At 38.0% G+C, this 21092-nt stretch carries 15 protein-coding genes and 1 pseudogene; 6 read left to right on the top strand and 10 right to left on the bottom strand.

Features of this window, described 5'->3' with window-relative positions:
• Nucleotides 1-145: 145 nt before the first annotated feature.
• On the bottom strand, nucleotides 146-2533 hold the full coding sequence (locus GMB29_RS09605; RefSeq protein ID WP_227551642.1) for a beta-glucosidase: 2388 nt from the start codon (nucleotides 2531-2533) through the stop codon (nucleotides 146-148).
• A gap of 740 nt (nucleotides 2534-3273) precedes the next feature.
• Between GMB29_RS09605 and GMB29_RS09600 the strand changes: the two genes are divergently transcribed.
• The 5 genes and pseudogenes from GMB29_RS09600 to GMB29_RS09580 form a co-directional block, all read left to right on the top strand.
• Nucleotides 3274-3720: a PTS sugar transporter subunit IIA gene (locus tag GMB29_RS09600; RefSeq protein ID WP_136356502.1), complete on the top strand. Its 447-nt coding sequence runs from the start codon at nucleotides 3274-3276 to the stop codon at nucleotides 3718-3720.
• A gap of 269 nt (nucleotides 3721-3989) precedes the next feature.
• Nucleotides 3990-5423, top strand: coding sequence for a PTS fructose transporter subunit IIC (locus tag GMB29_RS09595; protein WP_136356503.1), 1434 nt, complete (start codon nucleotides 3990-3992; stop codon nucleotides 5421-5423).
• Entirely contained in the window at nucleotides 5413-6276 is an 864-nt protein-coding gene (locus GMB29_RS09590; RefSeq protein ID WP_136356505.1) for a ketose-bisphosphate aldolase, read from the top strand. Before GMB29_RS09595 ends, GMB29_RS09590 begins: the two co-directional genes overlap by 11 nt.
• Nucleotides 6277-6409: 133 nt before the next feature.
• Entirely contained in the window at nucleotides 6410-7195 is a 786-nt protein-coding gene (locus tag GMB29_RS09585) for a DeoR/GlpR family DNA-binding transcription regulator (protein WP_136356507.1), read from the top strand.
• A 383-nt stretch (nucleotides 7196-7578) separates the two neighbouring features.
• A pseudogene (locus GMB29_RS09580) lies at nucleotides 7579-7862 on the top strand (cell wall hydrolase); the annotation flags it as partial.
• A 296-nt stretch (nucleotides 7863-8158) separates the two neighbouring features.
• Here the strand turns inward: GMB29_RS09580 and GMB29_RS09575 are convergent.
• The 4 genes from GMB29_RS09575 to GMB29_RS09560 form a co-directional block, all read right to left on the bottom strand.
• The gene (locus GMB29_RS09575) at nucleotides 8159-10195 is read right to left on the bottom strand and encodes a glycoside hydrolase family 3 protein (RefSeq protein WP_211091267.1); all 2037 of its coding nucleotides are present in this window, start codon (nucleotides 10193-10195) and stop codon (nucleotides 8159-8161) included.
• A gap of 501 nt (nucleotides 10196-10696) precedes the next feature.
• A complete protein-coding gene (locus GMB29_RS09570; protein ID WP_136356509.1) occupies nucleotides 10697-11482 on the bottom strand; it encodes an SDR family oxidoreductase in 786 nt (261 codons plus the stop codon).
• Between the two features lie 431 nt (nucleotides 11483-11913).
• Nucleotides 11914-13182, bottom strand: coding sequence for a (Fe-S)-binding protein (locus tag GMB29_RS09565; protein ID WP_136356511.1), 1269 nt, complete (start codon nucleotides 13180-13182; stop codon nucleotides 11914-11916).
• A complete protein-coding gene (locus GMB29_RS09560) occupies nucleotides 13175-14584 on the bottom strand; it encodes an FAD-binding oxidoreductase (RefSeq protein ID WP_406600342.1) in 1410 nt (469 codons plus the stop codon). Before GMB29_RS09560 ends, GMB29_RS09565 begins: the two co-directional genes overlap by 8 nt.
• Nucleotides 14585-15149: 565 nt before the next feature.
• On the opposite strand from GMB29_RS09560, the gene GMB29_RS09550 reads away from it, so the two are divergent.
• Nucleotides 15150-15824, top strand: a complete 675-nt coding sequence (locus tag GMB29_RS09550; protein ID WP_136356516.1) for a hypothetical protein — start codon at nucleotides 15150-15152, stop codon at nucleotides 15822-15824.
• A gap of 198 nt (nucleotides 15825-16022) precedes the next feature.
• On the opposite strand, the gene GMB29_RS09545 is transcribed toward GMB29_RS09550, so the two are convergent.
• The 5 genes from GMB29_RS09545 to GMB29_RS09525 are packed head-to-tail and all read right to left on the bottom strand — an operon-like array spanning nucleotide 16023 to nucleotide 20960.
• Nucleotides 16023-16820, bottom strand: coding sequence for an ABC transporter permease (locus GMB29_RS09545; protein WP_136356616.1), 798 nt, complete (start codon nucleotides 16818-16820; stop codon nucleotides 16023-16025).
• Nucleotides 16820-17761, bottom strand: a complete 942-nt coding sequence (locus GMB29_RS09540; RefSeq protein WP_136356518.1) for an ABC transporter permease — start codon at nucleotides 17759-17761, stop codon at nucleotides 16820-16822. Before GMB29_RS09540 ends, GMB29_RS09545 begins: the two co-directional genes overlap by 1 nt.
• Nucleotides 17725-18825, bottom strand: a complete 1101-nt coding sequence (locus tag GMB29_RS09535) for an ABC transporter ATP-binding protein (protein WP_136356520.1) — start codon at nucleotides 18823-18825, stop codon at nucleotides 17725-17727. The genes GMB29_RS09540 and GMB29_RS09535 overlap by 37 nt, the downstream gene beginning before the upstream one ends.
• Before the next feature lie 16 nt (nucleotides 18826-18841).
• A complete protein-coding gene (locus GMB29_RS09530; protein ID WP_136356521.1) occupies nucleotides 18842-19942 on the bottom strand; it encodes an ABC transporter substrate-binding protein in 1101 nt (366 codons plus the stop codon).
• A 19-nt stretch (nucleotides 19943-19961) separates the two neighbouring features.
• Nucleotides 19962-20960: a TAXI family TRAP transporter solute-binding subunit gene (locus GMB29_RS09525; protein WP_168733914.1), complete on the bottom strand. Its 999-nt coding sequence runs from the start codon at nucleotides 20958-20960 to the stop codon at nucleotides 19962-19964.
• Nucleotides 20961-21092: the final 132 nt, after the last annotated feature.

The following is a 21092-nucleotide window of genomic DNA, read 5'->3' as shown; positions in this document are numbered from 1 at the left end:
AAAAATAGCATGATGTGCAGCAATTGATTCAAGTGACAGGTAAATCCCTTCTCCCATACACCATTCTAGGCTCTCTAAATGAGAGCCTCTTTATTATTTCATTTTTGATATCAGGTTGGTTAAAATCTCTAACTTTCTAACGAATTTAATTTTTAGTTAATTTATTGATCTCAACCTGTGGTTCTAAAGAATTACTTACTTCTTCTACAACAATATCCTTAGCAACCTTAAATGTAGCAGTACCTTTAATATTTTCTGATGACGCGCCAACTTTCACAGTATACGTACCTTTTTCAACAATCCATTGGTCATTTTCTTCATCATAAGAAGCTAAATCCTTTGCATTTAAATCAAACTTCAGCAGCTGACTTTGGTTAGCATTTAGCTCCTTTGTTTTTCCGAATGCTTTTAATTCAATTTCAGGCTTTTCGAGTTTCCCATCTGGAGCCGTTACATATACTTGGACAGCCTCTTTTCCTGAAATAGCACCTGTATTCTTAACATTTGTAAATACTGTGATCTCATCCTTGAATGTTCCGCCGTTACTTACTCTAATATTGCTATAATCAAAGCTAGTATAAGATAATCCATAGCCAAACTCATAGGCAGGCTTCACATTGAATGTTGAATGATAGCGATAACCTACGTAGATATCCTCTTCATAGACAACCTGTGTTGGATTTTCTTCAGGTGTTCCAGGGAAGTTCTCCGCTGAAGGTACATCACTATATTGAACAGGGAAGGTTGTTGCAAGTTTGCCAGACGGGTTAACTGCCCCTGTTAAAACATCTGCAATGGCATCTCCAGCTTCCTGTCCAGGCTGCCATGCTACAAGGATTGAGTCCACTTTATCTCTCCAGCTGGCTACTTCAACAGGTCCTCCAATATTAAGGACAACCGCTACTTTTTTTCCAGCTTCATGATATGCTTTTGAGATGTTTTCAATCATTTCTTGTTCTGCATCTGTTAGTAAATAATCTCCCTTTACATTTTGGCGGTCTACTCCTTCGCCTGAATTTCGGCCAATGACGATTACACCGATGTCTGATTCATTCTGAATTTTTTCTATATGTTCAGTATTTAGAACCTTTTCAGGGATAACAGGAATGACTTTTCCAAAGTCTTCTCCCCATGGACTTGGTTTAATCTTGTATTCATCCATTGCTCTTAATTCACTTATATAGTCATTGTACTCACTAATGAGCTCATCATGTAATTTGTAGCCTCCATGTTTTAGTCCATCTACAACCGAAACTGTATAAGCTGCGTTTACATCTCCGCTGCCAGTACCGCCTTTAACTGTTTCAATTTGCGCAGTGCCAAATAATGCAATTTTGTTTTCCTTCTTAAGCGGGAGTGCTTTATAATCATTCTTTAAGAGGACCATGCCGTCCGCAGCAGCCTGACGTGCAACTTTTGCATGTGCATCCAAGTCTGGATTATCTGAATGAGCATAGTTCTTAAAGCTTGGAGATTCTACTACAAAATTTAAGATATTCTTTACATTGCGATCTAAGATTGCCTCATCTAATTTTCCATTCTTAACAGCATCAACTATTTTATCTGAACTCTGAGGAGAACCAGGCATAATCTGATCATTTCCAGCTTTCATTTGTGCTACAGGGTCTGTCCCAGCAAACCAATCTGTCATGACATAGCCCTTATATCCCCAGTCACCTCTTAAAACAGTTGTTAATAATTCTTCATTTTGGGAGGCTGGTGTACCATTTAGTAGATTATAAGAGCTCATAACAGCTTTAGGATTAGACTCCTTCACAGCAATTTCAAAGCCCTTTAAATACAGCTCTCTTAAAGCCCTCTCTGATACAATTGTATCTATCGTAAATCGATTGGTTTCCTGATTGTTTGCTGCAAAGTGCTTAACTGTTGCTCCTACACCATTTGATTGGACACCATTTACTAACGCAGCTGTCATTTTCCCTGTAATTACTGGATCTTCAGAAAAATACTCAAAATTCCGGCCGTTCAGCAAGTTACGGTGAAGGTTTAATGCTGGTGCTAATAAAACATCAACACCATATTCCTTCACTTCATTTCCTTGTGCTTGGCCAACTTTGTTTACAACACTAGTATCCCATGTTGAAGCAAGGGATGTTGCGATCGGAAAGGCTGTTGAATAATACGTCTTCGTTTCCCCAGGTCGTGTTGGACTTATTCTTAATCCAGCGGGTCCATCAGCATAAAACATGGCAGGTATTCCCAAACGTTCAATAGCAGGAGTTCCCCCTACAGCACCTGCAACTGATAGTTTAGGGATTGTCATACCAGGCATACCTACACCAACAACTAACTTAGCTTTTTCCTCAACAGTCATGGCTGCTATAACAGCATCAATTGACGCCTTGTCTATAAGCTGAGGCACTTCCTTTGATATCTGATCCGATTGTTGGCTTCCTGCTTTTCCCTCGTTTGCAGCTAAAGCTGATTGAAAGCTAAAACCCGAAAATGCGACACCCGTTGCTAATGCGATGGCTAACATTTGTCTTCTTTTCTTCTTCATTTTTTTTAACATGTTCCATCCCCTCGGTTTCCTGCGATTTATTGTTAACGCTTCCAATTCTATTTTATCGCGCTTTTTAGCCTGTTATATATGGACTATTTTGTTATTCCTAGCATTTTTTTATTACTATTGTTCTAAGAATGTTTTGCTAGTGATTCAAACCATGTTCTTAATCTTAATTAAAATACCTCTCACCATTCACTGGTAAGAGGGTATTCGTCAATCTTTACATTAACTTTAAAATTTCGTCGAACAGAATAGGTTCATTTTCTGCATCTGAATTTCTTTCGATCCTCGATTTGAATCTACACGTCTTTTTGAAAAATATTTTCATTAAACTATTAATGGAAATTTAGAAAAGGTTATGACTTGCATCTTAACTAGCCCTTTCCTGGGATTACTAGATTATTTGTTTGATATGGTAATTGATTTAGCGACCTCTTCCACCCTTGCCAATGGTTAAAATAGTCATTAGCAGATGTCATGGTTGATACTTGTTAAGTACTAATTTTTATATAAAAGGTGCGTGTAATATATAGATTGCAGACTTAGGCTAACTTACTATTGAGATGGTTAACTTGTCCTCCGAGTCTTCCTTCACAATTGATCTAAATCGTTCATATTTTTGAGCCAAAACGTTTATTTATAGTTTAATAATAAAAAACCGTTCAAAGGTTTGACGTATTTCGCTCACGGTGCTATTCTCAATTCATAAGAAAGCGCTTTCTAAAAATATGAAATGGAGGGTAAATATGGATATTTCTTCACTGTTGCAGCCCAAAAATATTCTATTTGATGAAACCATTCATTCAAAAAAAGATTTATTTAGAACGATGGCTGAATTACTTGAAAAAAATGGGTGTATCAAAAACAAAAAGAAATTAATCGTGGATTTAGAAAAAAGGGAAAAGGTTGTTTCTACAGGTATAGAAGATGGTTTTGGTATCCCTCATGCTAAAAGTAAATGTGTAGTGAAACCTACAATCGCTTTTGCCCATACGAATGAGATCTCAGATTATATTGCTTTAGATGATACGAAGGTTCAATGTAGTTTTTTGCTAGCTATTCCTTCCGATTCAAATGATCTTCATTTAGACATTTTGAGTTCGTTATCAAGAAAATTAATGAATGAAGATTTTAGAAACAAGTTAAAACAAGCAAAGACACAAGAAGAAGTTATGACCATTCTATCAGACTAGCTTAATTGAAATCATTGCCATTGCTTTAACTTACTTATGACATGGTAATGAAATTAAACTAATTATCTATTGAATAATAAAGATTCCACCCGAAACACACACGAAGTTTTCGGAATATTCAACAATTGTTCAAACTCCCGCTAAGTGCAACTAACAATACTCGGTGTCTAATATTACTTAGAATGATTACTCCTTTACTCTTGTGAAAAAACCTTATCACACTTGGTCAATGTATTGTGGTTTCAACCAATTTATAAGGAGGTTTTTAGGTGAAAATTGTTGGAATTACATCATGTCCCACTGGAATTGCTCACACGTATATGGCAGCCGAGAAATTACAAAAGACGGCTGAAGCCAAAGGGTATGAAATAAAGATTGAAACTCAAGGAGCTAGAAGTGAAAATATCTTGACCACACAAGAGATTGAAGAAGCAGATGTTGTGATATTAGCAATAGATAAAGAAGTTGATATGAGCCGGTTTAGTGGTAAAAAAATTAAAAAGGTTTCTACTGCAAAGGCAATAAGAGATGCAGATACTATCATTGACGAAGCAATAAATGAAATCGGAACCTATACAAGTAAAATAACAAGTGATACACATACGACTAATAACCAAGGTATAATGAAGAACTTATACAATCATTTTATGAACGGTGTCAATTACATGCTTCCATTTGTCATTGCGGGCGGAATTTTAATCGCTATTAGTTTTGCTTTTGGAATTGATGCTTCGAATCCTGAAAGTGAAAGTTATAATGCGCTAGCTGGAGCATTAAGCAAGATCGGTGGAGATACAGCCTTTGCTTTAATGGTACCTGCCCTAGCAGCAGGTATTAGTATATCGATTGCAGGGAGAGCAGGACTGGCAACTGGCTTTGTTGCAGGTACTTTAGCTGCCGCTGGTGGTTCTGGATTTCTAGGCGGGATGATTGGTGGTCTTTTAGCGGGATACATTACGAATTTGTTTGCTAATAAAGTAAATATCAAGGCATCTATTGCTCCCATCTATCAATTAATTGTTGTTCCATTACTAGCTATTTCTTTAACAGGTTTCATCATGATATTTTTGGTAGAAGCCCCAGTCACAGCTCTTTTGAACCTTTTGACAGGTTTCTTAAACGGTTTAGGTGAAACAAGCGGCATTATATTTGGATTATTAATCGGAATCATGATGGCAGCTGATATGGGTGGTCCTATCAATAAATCCATTTCAACTTTCTCCATAGGATTAATGTCTGCTGGTGTAAATGCCCCGATTGCGGCTTGTATGGCTGCTGGTATGGTTCCACCTTTAGGGCTAGCACTGGCAACAATACTCTTTAAAAACAAATTTACAAAAGAAGAAAAGACTTCAGGTAAATCATGTTGGGTTTTAGGTTCCTCTTATATCACTGAAGGTGCTATTCCATTCGCTGTAGCAGATCCAATCCGAGTCATTCCAAGCTTAATGGTGGGTTCAGCAGTAACTGCATCTATATCAATGGGAGCAGGAATTACATCAATGGCACCACATGGCGGTATTTGGGTCATGTTTATTCCTAATGTGATTAATAATGTTCCTATCTATCTATTAGCCATCGTTGCAGGAACGATTGTAACGGCAGTAATGGTTGGACTATTAAAAAAAGAAGTTGTCTCTAATAAGGATGAATATTCAACTGAATCACTTCAAAGAAATGGGGATCGTACGAATGTTATATAATATGAAAGATTTGCTGAAAGTAGCAAAAGAAAATAAGTTTGCTGTTCCTGCCTTTAATATTTGTAGTTATGACATGTTGAAAGCAATCATGGAAGAAGTAGAAGAACAAAACGCACCAGTTATATTCGAAATTCATCCCGACGAAATTGCCTATCTTAAAGACGAATTTGTTGCAAGCGTTCGAGAATTCGCCTTAAGAAGCGCTGTTCCAGTAGTTATTCACTTGGATCATGGAGGTTCCATTTATGATGTGATGCGTGCCATCAGAAATGGATATACTTCCGTCATGATTGATGCCTCCTTAGAAAGTTATGAGAAAAATGTGGAAATCACAAAGAAGATTGTGGAACTAGCACATGAAGTAAATGTTTCTGTTGAAGCTGAGTTAGGAACAATAGGAAACAATGGTTCTTATGAAGGCGGTTCAGACCAAATTATTTATACCGATCCTGAACAGGCAATCGACTTTGTTGAACAGACAGGAATTGATACCTTAGCTATCGCTATCGGAACGGCTCATGGCTTATATCCAAAAGATTTCACTCCAAAGTTGAATATGGAATTATTAAAAGAATTAAACGATAAAATTGATATTCCATTTGTACTTCATGGCGGATCAGGAAATCCGGATCATGAAGTAAGCGAATCAGTAAAATATGGCATTGGAAAAGTAAACTTATCATCGGACCTAAAAAGTGTGTTCTTTAATGAAATTCGAAAAATATTATTAGAAAACCCAACTATGTATGAACCAGGCGAGATTTTTCCTATACCAAATGAAAAAGTAAAAGAAGTAGTAAGACATAAATTACAAGTATTAAATACTGTAGGAAAAGCAGAGTTATATAATTAAAAAAACAGCATGGGCACATGAAAGGTGCTCATGCTTTGTTCATTCTTTTCATCTACCGTACTGGAAAAATTGTAAGCGAAGTGATCAATCTCTAGTTAACTTAGAAAGTATTGTAGCAAAATGAGGTGATATTGTGGTTACTAACGCTAGACAAGTAAGGCAAAATAAAATCATAAACTACCTACAATCAGAAGGGTTTGTAAAAACGTTAGATTTAGTTGAGATGTTACGTTATAGTGAAGCAACAATCAAAAGAGACCTTGTTGATTTAGAGAACAAAGAATTAATTCGCAGAACTCGCGGCGGTGCGATGATCATTGATAAGGGAAAAATTGATATTCCATATCTAATGAAAATAAATAGATTTAATAATGATAAAAAGATGGTAATGCTAGCTAAGATTGCTCAGAAACTATTAAAAGATGATATGGTCATTTTCATAGATTCCAGTAGTACGGCTTTACATTTAGTAGATGTTTTAACAAAATATGACGGACTACAGATCATTACGAACGGATTAATTACCGCAAGCCTTTTATCAGAGTACACAACTGCACGGGTTAATATTGTTGGCGGCTCTATCGTTCCGAAAAGATTCACTATAAATGGTTCAAAAGCTCTGCATGATATAACTACTTATTATGCAGATATCACTTTCGTTTCTTGTAGAGGATATGATTTTACCCTAGGGGCTACGGAAACCACAGAAGGAGAGGCTTATATCAAGCAGGCTTTTCGTAAGCAATCCAAAGAAGTAGCTTTAATTATTACTTCAGAGAAGTTTAATCACCGTTATATGAGACAAAGTTTAAGTAATCATGATATAGACTATATCATAACAGATAAAAACTTGAGTAAAGATGAGAAAAATATATTGGTAAGAAACAATATTCGATTTATGTCTGAGTCTGAGCAATAATCAAGAATTATTCAGATAGTAGAAAAAGCATAAACTAAAAAAGACTGTTCGGTGGTAGAACACCAAACAGTCACACAATAGCTAGATTCACTTCAAGGGATCAGCGATGTTGGCAAATAATCCACCCTATCTCCGTGCTATGCTCAAGGCTGGGTTATTTTTCGTCTAAAAAATGTTTGAAACACCAATCTATTACAAAGCAGTAAATCGGATTCCTTTTCAAAAATAATAAGAGATCTTTATTCTACATCCTTATTAATGACCTCTTGTTCGACACTAACTTCTTCCATGTTCTCTAAGATCCGCTTTGCCATGAGTTTATATCCGCTCGTGTTTAGGTGGAAATGATCATCAGATAATAGCTCTTGTCGGAATCACTAAAAACAATACCTCACGTGATTTTTCAAGTACAGGGAGGAAATTTTTCTTTTGAAGCCGTACAAAAAGGTAATGTTTTTTATCAAAGAGCAAGAAGCGAAGAAAAAAGATTAGCCAAACAAACGTTAGACTATTGGAGAGAACATCCTTCAAAGTATGCTCTTTGGTATTTTAACCCGTATGCTCCATGCCCCCAACCTGGTACAACCAACCAATTGCAGGACAATATAAACAGCATTGTTATTATGAGCCACAGGCTAATACATGTGAAGGTGCTTATACTTGGTAAATCCCCACATATTGTGGGGATTTCAGAGTGTAGACAAACTCGATGAAATTCGAGTTTGCCTACACTCTTTTTTATTTGGAAGTAACTTAATTCTTGAGGTGATGACCATGCTTTCAAAACACAATTTAAACCAACGAGATCAAATCGAAATGATCGCTTTAGATCAACTTGTACCAGCTGTAACAGTTATTTACTAATTTAATCTTTGAAAGGAATTCTCGAGAACAAAAAGAGCTGCCCTATTGGACAGCCCCCTTTCAAATATTCGAGTTAACTTATTAGGAAAACCTAACTACCTACTTGTCGTAGCTTAAACCGAAGCCGAATGAGTAATCGTCACCAGCTTTATTTCTGTAGGTGTAGTCGAACGATTCAGCATAGCCTGGAACATCTGAAGCGTTTTTATCAACGGCTTCTTGGTTCGCAGGGATTGTGATTGGCAGTTTACCCGTTGGGTTAAAGCGACCACGTAGCACGTCTAACAGTGCTTCACCCTTCACATTGTAGGTTGCTACAACTGCTGCAGCATGAGGCTCGACCTCATCAATAACCCACGGATTGTTCATATTGATGACGAGAGCTGTTGGAACAGTGTTTTCAATCTCCTTCACTCTGTCAACGTCAATACCAGTCAGTGTACCTAGCTTGATGTCAACAGGTGCATCAAGGTTGACTGGGTTTTCAAATGGACTTGGACGCAGCATAACGAGAGCGGCATTTGCCTCTTCAAGCGTGTTGACAATTGTCACTGACGGATCTTCTTTTTTAATAAGTTCCTTCAGCGAAGATGTACGTATAGCACTGTTATTACCAGCGAATACTTCAACGTAAAGCTTAGTCGTTGCAATTTTTTCATCAGTCAGTGGCAGCATATTTTCGTCGTTACGCAGAAGTGTCACTGATTTCAGGTGAGCCTCGTCAGCACGTGCCTGAGATTCATCCGAGTCAGCGATTTTTTGCGCCTCTGTCGGGTCAGTATACGGATCCTCGAACAGTCCAAGATTGAAAATCTCAGTAAGAAGCTGCGACACTGATGGATCAAGTTCCTCTTCTTTAACTAGGCCTTTATTTATCGCAGATATCAACCCGCTTGGATCGTTGTTGTCTGAGAAAATATTCGTTCCAGCATCAATCGCTTTTGCGAATTTCTCCTCGATCGTTAGATCTTGTACACCCCAGTCACGGTTAGTCAGCACACCGCTATCACTGTTCACGTAGCCCTTGAAGCCCATTTCACCACGAAGCAAGTCGGTTATGATTTTCTTATTATAAGCAGCTGCTACTTCTTCGAATTGCTGAGTCTCAGAGTACCAAAGCTCCTTCGGAAGCTGGACTGCACTCATATCATTTTTAGGGACATTATAATATGACATAATTGAGCTTGTCCCAGCGTCAATCGCAGCTTGGAACGGTGGGAGATGGTATTTATATAAGCTTCCCTCAGTCGGATAGATGGCCCACTGGCCTTGCTCATTGTGTGGATCAAGACCGTTTAAGACCGCACCATCACCAGGAAAATGTTTCACCGTTTGTGCAACAGACTGGCTACTTAGCTTATTTCCTTGGAAGCCTAGTGTTACCTCACGGGCAATCTCGGCATTTAACGTAGGGTCCTCACCAAAGGTACCAGAAATACGTCGCCAGCGTGGCTCAGTCACTGTTTCAATTTGGTAGCCGTAATTTTTCTGGATTCCTGCTGAGCGCCATTCATCCTGAGCAATTTCAGCGAAATCACGGATTAGCTCAAGATCACGTGTTGCCGCAAGCCCTAAAGTACCTGGCCATGTCGAGAATTGACCAGAAGCCTCACTGATACCAAATTGGTTTTGCTCATTGATATGGTTACGCGGGTTAGAAGTAAAAACAATCGGGATACCTAGTGGTGAAGCCTCTGCGATCTCCTGGTAACTGTTCGCACGCTTTGCTAAATCTTGAGCTGTTGGGTTGTCGCGAATAATCATATATCGAATGTGTCGGTTATTAACGTAGTCCTTCACCACATCAGCGTTTGCTCCAAGAGACGTGATTTGCATCATCCCTGCCTTTTCCTCCATGCTCATCCGCGGCAGGAGGTCAGCTACACGCTCCTCTGTAGACAAGCGCCAGTCCTCGTAACGGTCAAGCTTGCCGTTGTTATTGAGATCCTTGAACTTGCGTTGACCAACTTTAATGATTGGCTTAACATGAGCCTCAACTGATGGAGCCTTCTTACCACCAGCATTTGAATGTTCTGGTGGAGCAGCTAATGCCCCGCTTGCAATGGTTGTTGCTGCTACAGTAGTCACTAGTGACGCCATTACTATTTTTCTTAAGCGTTTCGATAAACTACCCAATGTTTCAATCCTCCCCTTCATTTTGTTTCATTAAGATTAAATTACTAATAGCTTTCTCATTATCGTTAAACTGTTTCAACACACCTCCTCTTTTTTTCATTTAGGATTACGTCTCATTTAAGCGCTTTCACATGGTGTTGATTCTATTGTATAAAATATCTTTCTATTTTGAATTGTGATAACTTTGGGACTTTTTGTGAAAAATATAGTTTTATTTGTGATTTTTTTGTTGAATAATTGAAAGGTAGTTTTTTCTATATAGAAGATGAAAAAAAGCGAACACAATAGTCCGCCGAAGATTATTTTTCTTTTTGAAGTTTTCGAAATGGATTGTTTATTAAGTAATCAATTGCCCACTAATTAACTTCCTTTAAAAAATCTGTGGCATCCGCCGGAGGCTTTAACTTTATTCAGTCGAAGTTTGAACCCCGACTGAATTGTAGGGCTTTTATCGCATTCATCCCACCACTTATAGTAGTGGGGGACTTCTGCTGAATAAAGTTAAATTGATTTAATCATTCCTCCGTCAACTAAAATTGAACTGCCAGTTACATAAGTACTTGCATCAGAAACTAAAAATACTATTACATTAGCAAATTCCTCTGGAGTTCCATACCGTTTTAAGGGAATTGTATTTTGGGTTCTTTCTTTAATTTGCTCTTTAGAAACGCCTAATCTCTCGGCATTCATTTTATCAAGGTGTGCAACACGCTCTGTTGCAATTCTTCCTGGGCTAACTGTATTAACTAATATGTTATATGGAGCCAGTTCTTCTGCCAATGTTTTAGCCAGTCCTACAATACCTAATCGAAATGTATTCGAAAGAATAAGTCCAGGTATAGGTTGTTTAACAGAAGAAGAAGCAATATTAACAATTCGTCCACCTGCCTCTTTCAAATCTGGAAGAACCCCACGGATTATTCTAATATAACTCAACAAATTTAGCTCAAATGCATTTTGCCAGTCTTTATCAGAAAATGATTCAAATGATCCTACAGGAGGTCCACCAGCATTATTAATTAATATATCAATTTTACCGAACACATCATTAGTTTTGCGGACTAACGATTTAATGTCTTCTACTTTTGTAATATCAGCTGGGCAATAGGAAACTCTTCCTTTATTTAAGGTCTCTAATTCTTTTTGAACAATAGCTAACTTTTCAGCATCTCGGCTAGTTAGCATAACATTTGCTCCTTCTTTTACTAGTTGCATTGCTATTGCTTTCCCTAGACCTTGACTGGAGGCTATTACAAGTGCAACTTTATTATGTAAATTTAGCTCCAAATCTAAACACCTTCTTTTTCGTATAGTTTAATAGAATATTTTTTTTATAACATGAACTCCCTGTCGAAAGCGTTGCATGAAACGCAGCATTTAACTGAATATATCGTTGATTGGTTTCGTCACATAATTGAAACTCTTCCATTTGAGTTAATATTTCTTTTAATTAGTTTTTGTCCTAACCCAATCGTTCAGCCCATTCCTCTTGAATAAGACAATCCGAGTTTACATTCACGAGATACTCTGAGCAGCTTGTTGTAAAAGCAAGATAAGATGTTCGATATCATACTCATCGTGACGAATGTAACGAAATGTTATAGACAACGCACCTAGTAATATTGCCGATTAGCAATAATTGGAACACTAATGGAAGTAGCACTTTTGACCCGTTTCCCTTTTGTCAAAGCATAGCCTTGATTGTCGTTGTTTATGAACTAGTATATCTCACAGGCTTCGGCTAGAAGCTCAACAATATGAACAACTTTTATTTTTTCTGTTTTCCCTTCGCGCTCAACACCTAATTTCATCTGTAAATGGCATCCTGGATTACTTGTGACGATGATATCTGGCTCCACTTTTTCAATATGAGTCATCTTTTGATCCAACACTTCCATTGCTTCATTGTAGTGGACAACATTGTAAATTCCTGCAGATCCGCAGCACATGTCCTGTTTTTCAAAAGTACGATAATCAATTCCCGGAATCTTCTTTATTAATTGGTGGGGCTCATCAATGACTTTTTGAACATGCCGTAAATGACACGAAGGTTGGTATGCTACGACTTTTCGAATTTCTTTGGTAAATGGCAATGAACTCTCAGCTAATAAAACGCTAATATCTTTACACCGCAAGGCAAATTTTTCTGCTCGAGAATGCCATTCTGAGTGTTCGTCAAACAATTCAGGATACTCCACTAACATCGCACCACAGCCACCGATACTATTGATAATAAAATCAAAATCATATTTTTCAAAAACTGCAATATTTTTTTTGGCTAGTGCAATTGTCTCTCTTTTTTTCCCGCTATGATGTAAAAGAGCTCCACAGCATGTTTGTTCTTCAATTAAGGTGACTTCATAGCCAGCGAGCTGTAGCAATTTCATACTGTCATCATTGATTTTTGAGAACATCATATCCATAATACAGCCAACAAAAAATCCAACAGTATAGGTCTTCTTCCCAATTGGAGGTAATACTCTGTATTTTCTTTCTTTTTTTTTCGGCATCTTTATCATGGGTGCAATTGATTCCATTGCCTGAATACTTTCTGGAAATACCCTCATGATGCCTGCTTTTCTCGCTAAAGATACCATTCCTGTTTTTTGTGCTATTTCTAACCCTCTTCCAGCAGCTTTTTGCCACTTTTTATTTGGTAATCCTTTTTCAAGGAGTAGCAATTCCATTTTAGAAGAAGGCATCTCTTTTGTGATTAATTCCTTGGCAGATTGTAAAATTGTCCCGTATTGAACATTGGTCGGACAAGCTGTTTCACAGGCTCTACAGCCTAAACATAATTCAATGGAAGAAGCTGCAGAATCTATCGAAATTTTTTCTTCTGCTAATAACTTCACTAAATTAATTCGCCCCCGTGGTGACTGGGTTTCCACACCTGTCGTCTCGTAGGTTGGGCATTTTGGCAAACAATAGCCGCATTGGACACATGCAAACGTTTCTTCATAGGCTAATCGATAGCTTTTACTCATTTGTTAATGCAAACCTTTGTCCAGGATCAGGAAACATTTTCCCGGGATTTAAGAGGTTATGAGGATCCCAGGCTTCTTTAATCCGTTTCATCATGTATAAACCGGTTGTACCAAGCTCCATCTCCATAAAAGGGGTCTTCATCATTCCAATTCCATGCTCTCCTGATAAAGTGCCACCCATTTCCAATGCGGCTTTAAAAATCTCCTCGACTGCTTTTTCAACTCGCTTCATTTCTTCGATATTACGTTTATCCGCTATTATATTGGGATGTAAATTCCCATCTCCAGCATGGCCAAATACAACTAAATCGATGTTATACTTATCTCTTATTTCCTTTAAGCGTTGAAACATTTCTGGAATCCTACTGCGCGGAACAGTAGCATCTTCTGAAATTTTCGTTGGCTTTTTTCGGACTATCGCTGGAGAAACTAGTTTTCTCGCCTTCCAAAGTTCGGCTTCTTCTTCCTTTGTTTCTGCTGTTTTCACTTTAATAGCGCCAATTTCTAAGCAAATTTCCTTCACCCTTTTGGCTTCTGCCTCTATGGCAGCAGGATGTCCGTCCAATTCTATTAATAAAAGTGCTTCTATATCGGTAGGTAACCCTAATGGATCAAATTGCTCTACAGCGACAACAGATGCTTGATCCATAATTTCTAATTTAGATGGTAAAATGCCACCTGTCAGGATGCTAGAAATGGCTTTTCCGGCAATGAATAGATCATCAAAAAGGACCATTAAAGTTCCTGTAGACTGTGGTTTAGGGATTAGCTGTAAAATCGCTTTTGTTATAATCCCTAAGGTCCCTTCAGATCCAACAATTAATTTTGTTAAGTCATATCCTGTTACATTTTTTACAGTTCTTCCCCCAGTTTGGATTACTTCACCGTCAGCAGTAACAACTTCAAGGCCGAGCACATAATCTTTCGTAACCCCATATTTAAGTCCACGCGGGCCACCGGCGTTTTCCGATAAATTTCCACCAATCGTTGAAACATGAGAGCTGCTCGGATCAGGAGGATACATAAGACCAAATTTATTGGCCATTTTATTAATATCTGCCGTTATAACTCCTGGGGAAACAATGGCGACTAAATCATCTGGTTCGATAATTAAAGTATCTGTCCATTTAGAAAAATCAAGAACAATTCCTCCATGAACAGGTAGTGGTCCCCCGCTTAAGCTTGTTCCCTTTCCCCTTGGATAAATCGGGGTTTTATGTTTATTGGCCACTTTGACAATTCCAACCACTTCATTCGTAGAAGTTGGCTGTACAACAACATCCGGGGGAAAAACGCCGAAAGAGGCATCATATGAATAACTGGCAAGATCCGCTTCATTTGTAAGTACTCGACGTTTATTATTGATCACTTGGCGTATTTCTTTTTCTATTTCTGCATGTATCAAGACCCAACCTCCCTTTGAAAAAATATCTAATATCCTATTGTAACGTTCTCGTATCTCCTAGTTTTAATCTTGCGTTAGTAATATGCTGCTTAATTGCATGAGCAGCTGAAACGGCATCTCTTTTTTAAATTCCAATCAAATGCGCCTTGGCGTATTTACGCCAAGATTTTTTTCGAGCTTGCTCGAAAAACTTCCTTTAAAAAATCTGAGGCATCCGCCGGAGGCTTTAACTTTATTCAGTGGAGTTTGAACCCAAACTAAAATTGTATGGCTTTTATTGCATTCATCCCACCACTTATAAAAGTGGGAGACTTCTGCTGAATAAAGTTAAAAACTTGTAAATGTTCTTTATACACCTGTTCTCTTCTCCATGGGAGTCCTATATTTTTCCTCAAAGAAAAGGCCAATCCTCCACGATTAAGCTCATCAAGATTTTTCATAAACTCCATTAAATAGCGGCTACCAGAGGCTTTTACGATTTCACGATAAAAGAGATAATCTGCATCATTCCCAATATTATAATAATAATGAACAAAATAAGAATGAAAGAGGATGAAAAATTTTGAAAGTAGCCTTGATCCATGCAACGACCACAGCCTTAAAGCCTATTGAAAAAGCTTTTCAGAAAGCAGCCCCTGAAATTGAACTGTTGCATTTTATGGATACAAATTTGCTTTCCATGATGGAAAGGTCCGGGGGCTTAACCCCGGAAATTATTCGCAGATTTTCGGCATTGGTAAACCTTGCTGCTGAATCTGAAGCAAATTGCATTCAATTGACTTGTTCAGCCTTTAATAACATCACATCGATTTTGCAGCCAATGCATGCAGTTAAACTTTTTCGATCAGATGAAGCCATGTTAGATGAAGCACTTGCCTATGAACGAATTGGCCTAATTTCCACAGTTAAAGAAACACCAGTTGCCTTAATGAGTTATTTAAGAGAAAAAAAACCGGATTGTAACATTGAATCTCTAGTAGATCCAGGAATTATCCATCTTCTTTTTAAAGGGAGGAACGATGAACATGACGAAAGAGTACGAAACATGATACAGCAAATGGACGGAATAGTGGATGTAATAATCCTTTCTCAGTACAGCATGGATCATATTGCCCATCAGGTTCAGACCTCTGTTCCTATTCTTACTGCTCCACAAGCAACTGTGAATAGGTGTATAAGCTATTTAAGAAAAGCACAAGCGCCTTGTTCAGGCCCGACAGGCATAAGACGCGTATGAATAGAAGGTGTATTTTACCTTCAATTCATACGTGGCTTATGACCCGAGGGACTAGGCGCTGGAGCTAGACACCGACACTAAGTTCAAAATTTATACTTATTATTTTAAAAAATCATTCTTCTTGAACTGAAACAGTCGGCCGTTTTGCTTTAACAAGTAAAACGGCCGGCTATGTTATTTTTTTCACCTCATAATTTCCTAATGCTGAGTGCCACCGAATACCTTTCCAACCCCATGAATTTTTTCAAGTACTACTATTAATATGACAGAAATAAAAATAACCACACTTGAAACGGAAGCTACTATTGGATTATAAGCATCCTGCATCGTTGAGAAAATCTCGATTGGAAGTGTTCGCATATCAGGGGAAATCATAAACAATGAGATTGTGACATTATCAAAAGATGTCAAGAAGGCAAATAATCCTCCAGATATCATTGCCGGTCTGATGAGCGGCAGTGTCACCTTCCAAAAGACGATTAATGGATTTGCCCCAAGAATAGCTGCAGCTTTTTCCAAATTGTAATCAAATCCACTTAATCCTGTTAGTACCAAGCGAATAACATACGGGATACAAATGATCGTGTGTGCAATCAAAAAGCCTGTTGATGTACCTGCAAGCATCATCGGTGTGAAATAAATAAGCAGGGCAATCCCCAATACTAGTTGTGGTACACTTAACGGCGCTGTCAATATTGATGTAATATAGTTCTTTCCTGGAATATCATACTTCGCAATTGCCAGTGCACCTAGCGTCCCGAATAAAACAGCAAAAAATGCGGCTAAGAAAGCAAATTGCAAACTATTATAGAAGGCTTCGATGAATTCAGAACGTTCCAAAATCATTGTATACCATTGCAGAGAAAAACCTTTTGGTGGAAAGCTTGGATAATTTGCACTTGTAAAAGATGCAGGAACGACAACAACTAATGGAATTAATATATAGATGATCCCCAACACAGCAAGGATCGTTCGGAACTTTCCAAGTATTTTCATCATCGGAACACCTCCCTAAACTTACTTTTTTCAAATGCTCGTGTAAAGACGAATACTGAAAGAAGCGTAATGATTAGAAGTACGTACGACAATGCTGAACCAAACGTCCATTTCAACAGGTTGTTAATTTGATCGTATACAACAACTGGCATCATAGGAACATTCGCTCCTCCCATTAAAGAAGGAGTGACATAGGCACTCATCGATAAACTAAAGACAAGCACACAACCTGATACGATTCCTGGCAAGCTAAGCGGAAGTGTAATGGAAAAAAAACTGCGCAGTGGACTTGCCCCAAGAATTGCTCCCGCTTTCTCTAATGAAGGGTCAATATTATACAAGCTAGTCACAATTGCTAAAACCATGAAAGGCAAATAGGCGTTTGAGAGCCCAATTACGACACCAAGTTCAGAGAATAATAGATTTAGCGGCTTATTAATAAGGCCTAGATTCATTAATACTTGATTGATTGTACCGTTCGGCAATAATAATAAGTACCATCCAAAGTTACGTACGACGATGCTTACCAAAAGAGGAGAAGCAATTAATAAAGTAATATATCCCCGAACTTTAGGTGAGCTTTTCGCCATCGTTAACGCGATTGGATATCCTAGGATAAGGGAAACAAGCACAGAATATAAACTGATTTTCACTGTCAGCCACATCGAAGATAAGTAATAGCTATCGGTAAATAAAGTTATATAGTTTTGTAAGCTATAAACAGCATCCGTACCATTCAATTTATCAGTAGAAATAAAACTTAAATACAAAATATATAGCATAGGAACAACAAAAAATCCAAAAATGAATAAAAGGATAGGGACTAAAAGAAGCAGCCCAGCGATCCAACTTCTTCTTTTTCTCACTTTCGTCTTTTTTTGCGGTTCTACTTTTACTTGTTCACTTACTTCTTGATCAGCATAATGTCTGATGGGTTCCATCCAACATACACCTCACTTCCATATTGCCAAGTTGAGTCATATGAATTTGTTAATAATTGAACCGTTTTCCCTTGTAACGAAACATCTACTTCCCATGAAGTGCCAAGGTAATTAAGCTGAATGATTTTAGCTAGCTGAAGGTCCAACGTTGGTGATGCTGTTTCCCTAGTAGAGGAAATGTGCACCTTCTCAGGACGAATATAAAGTTTCACCTCATTCCCTGCTCTCAATGAACGATCCTCGCCAATAATATTTGCCGAATCGACATGAATAATTTCCTCACCTACTTTCACCGAAATTTTCCTACCTTCAGTTTCCACAATCTTTCCTTCAAAAGAATTCGATTTTCCAATGAATTGAAATACAAATTCAGTTTTAGGATGATTGTAGATAGCGGTCGGTGTGCTGATTTGTTCAATTTTCCCTGCATTCATAACAACTACTCGGTCAGACATAGATAGAGCTTCCTCTTGATCATGTGTAACAAAAATCGTTGTTACACCAATTTCTTTTTGTAAACGTTTAATTTCCGCGCGTAGTTCATGTCGTAATTTTGCATCTAGATTTGATAGTGGTTCATCAAGCAGCAGTAATTCTGGCTCAACTACAAGCGCTCTAGCGATAGCCACACGCTGCCTTTGACCTCCTGATAATTCCCTTGGATAACGGTGTTCAAGCCCAGACATCTTAACAAGTTCAAGAACTCGATCAATTTTCTTTTTTTGTTCTGTTTTAGCCACTTTTCGCAACTTTAGACCAAAGCTAAGGTTTTCTTGTACCGTCATATGTGGAAACAAGGAATAGGTTTGAAATACCATACCTAAATCGCGCTTATAGGGGGGAACTTTCGTTACTTTTTTCCCTTTAATATAAACATCCCCCTGATCTGCTTCAAGAAAGCCTGCAATTAAATTCAATGTCGTCGATTTCCCGCAGCCTGAGGGTCCAAGTAGTGTTAACAGCTCACCCTGTTTTACTTCTAAGTCAATATCATTCAGTACTACATTGGAACCAAATTGCTTTCTTGCACCCTTTATCTCTACATCGCATATCATTGCATTCATGCAATCCCCTCCATTCCTATTTAAGTAATTTACCGATTTCTGGAACTACTTCTTTTGCCCAACGATCAGACCATTCAGCACGAATTTCCGCGTATCCAGCAATATCTGGTTTATATGTTTTATCTGTATCTTTTAGCCCAATAGATTCTTGGTATTTCTCTGGAAACTCCACACCTTCTGCAACTGGATAAAACCCTTGTTCTGCAATTAAAGATTGTGATTCTTCACTGACTAAATAGTTGATGAAATCTAGTGCCTCCTTCTCGTGAGGAGTATTTTTCACAAGGGTTGCACTAAAGGCTTGAATAGGTACTCCTTCTTTCGGTACAACCATTTTAATTGGAACACCTGATAATGCTAATTCACCAATGGCATAGCTTCCCATTACTGTTACGTCTGCAGCACCTTGCTGAAGCGCTGGCATTACTTGTGTTGAATTTTTATAAAAAGTCGTTGAGTAACCGGCAAGCTCTTTTGCCTTTTCTAGCCCTGGCTCTACATTATCTGTACCGCCACCGTTTGTCATCGCCAGCGCGTTCAATGTGTTAAAGCCCCAGTCATTTGTAATATCCACAAACGCTGTTCTTCCTTCATATTGACCGGATGCTAAGTCGTTCCATGATTCGATTGGTTTCAAACCCTTCTCTTTAAACGATTCTGTATTATAAGCAGGGGCAATGACCAATCCAAATGCTGGAGCGCCTGCACCCTCAACTGAAATGAAATTCGGATCCACATTATTCATATTAGGGGCATTAGATTCATCAACTTTATCGATAAGCCCTTTTTCATTTGCCCGATATACATCTGTTGGTACAAAGATGGCAATATCAATTTGTGGAGCATTTTTTTGTAATTCTACCTTAGATAGAATCTCTCCAGAAAGTCCTGGAACATAGTTAACAGTGATACCTGTTTCTTCTTTGAACTTCGGAGCAATGACGTCACGAATTGTTTTTTCAATAACCCCGCCATTTCCTGCAATCGTAATTGATTTTTCCCCATCTTTACTCGCTTTCGTACTAGCTGTTTCTCCGGCTTTTTGTGGAGTAGGAGCACCACAAGCTGATAGAACAAGTAGAAAAGCGATTGAAATTACTGTAATGATCTTTTTCATTTTCTCTTGCCTCCTATTTTCAATTTGTAGATTTAGTATTTAAATGGATGATTTCTTCGAAAAATTGCTTTGCTCCAGGATGGAAATCTATTGGAACCCCTAAATTTGTTTCTGCTAAATTGATTTCCAATGCTTCTGGGTGGGCGTTTTGCAATTCTGGTAAATGGTCATATAACGTTTTTACAATTTGATAAGCTTCTTGTTTAGGCAAATCTGGGTATGTAAGAAGTACATTTTTTACTGCTAATGTAGGTGTACTCTCCATGCCTTTGTAAGTTTGACCGCTTATTTCATCTAGTGTGTAAAATCCAAATTCCTCATGAAGGCTTTCAGCAATTTGTTTTGGAATCGGAACAAGTGAAAGTTCCATCTCTGAAGCAAGTTCCGCAATCACTGGATTCGGTAAACCAGAAGAAAAGAAAGCAACATCAATCGTTCCATTTCTTAAAGCATCCGCCGATTGTGTGAATGAAAGAGTAGATAAATCCATTTCATAGCTTGCTAGATTGGCAGCCTTTAGGATCCTTTCAGACATCAGCTTTGTTCCGCTCCCGACTGTTCCTATACTTACTCTTTTCCCTCGTAAATCCTCTAAATTATGAATATCACTTTCGGTCGTGACAATATGGATGAAATTAGAGTAAAGTCCAGTAAGGGCGAGAATTTCGGATTTTTTAATTTCTGGCAATGCAAGGACATCCACTGTACTAAATCCTAATTCAGTCTGTTTCTGACTCACTAGTTTTGTATTCTGAATCGAAGCGTTCGTCACTTGTGTTCCAGATGCTTTTCCATTGTACTTTTGATTTAAGTCTGCTATAGCTTTTCCCAAAGGAAAATAGACACCTGACATATCACCAGTAGCAATAACCAATGTAGTTTGACTTCCTGTGAGTTCCTCTGATAGTAGTGGAACTGTTTGAACCCCAGTTAGAAATAATTCCTGTTTTATCTTTATAGACCCAATCAAAAGAAATATTAAAAGGAACGAGATTTTTAAAAGTGTCCCTGTTTTCAATGACTGTCCTCCTTTCGCAAATAATACTTGCAATTAATGTGCCAATTTTAAGATTGTTTATTTTGTATGCGTTTTCATAATATTAATTACTTTCTTGTAAACAAAATCGGCAAATTCTGCCGCTATATTCAG

Origin of the sequence: Metabacillus sediminilitoris (genome assembly GCF_009720625.1) — a bacterium.
Classification (GTDB): Bacteria; Bacillota; Bacilli; order Bacillales; family Bacillaceae; genus Metabacillus; species Metabacillus sediminilitoris.
This window is presented reverse-complemented; position numbering and strand designations above follow the sequence as displayed.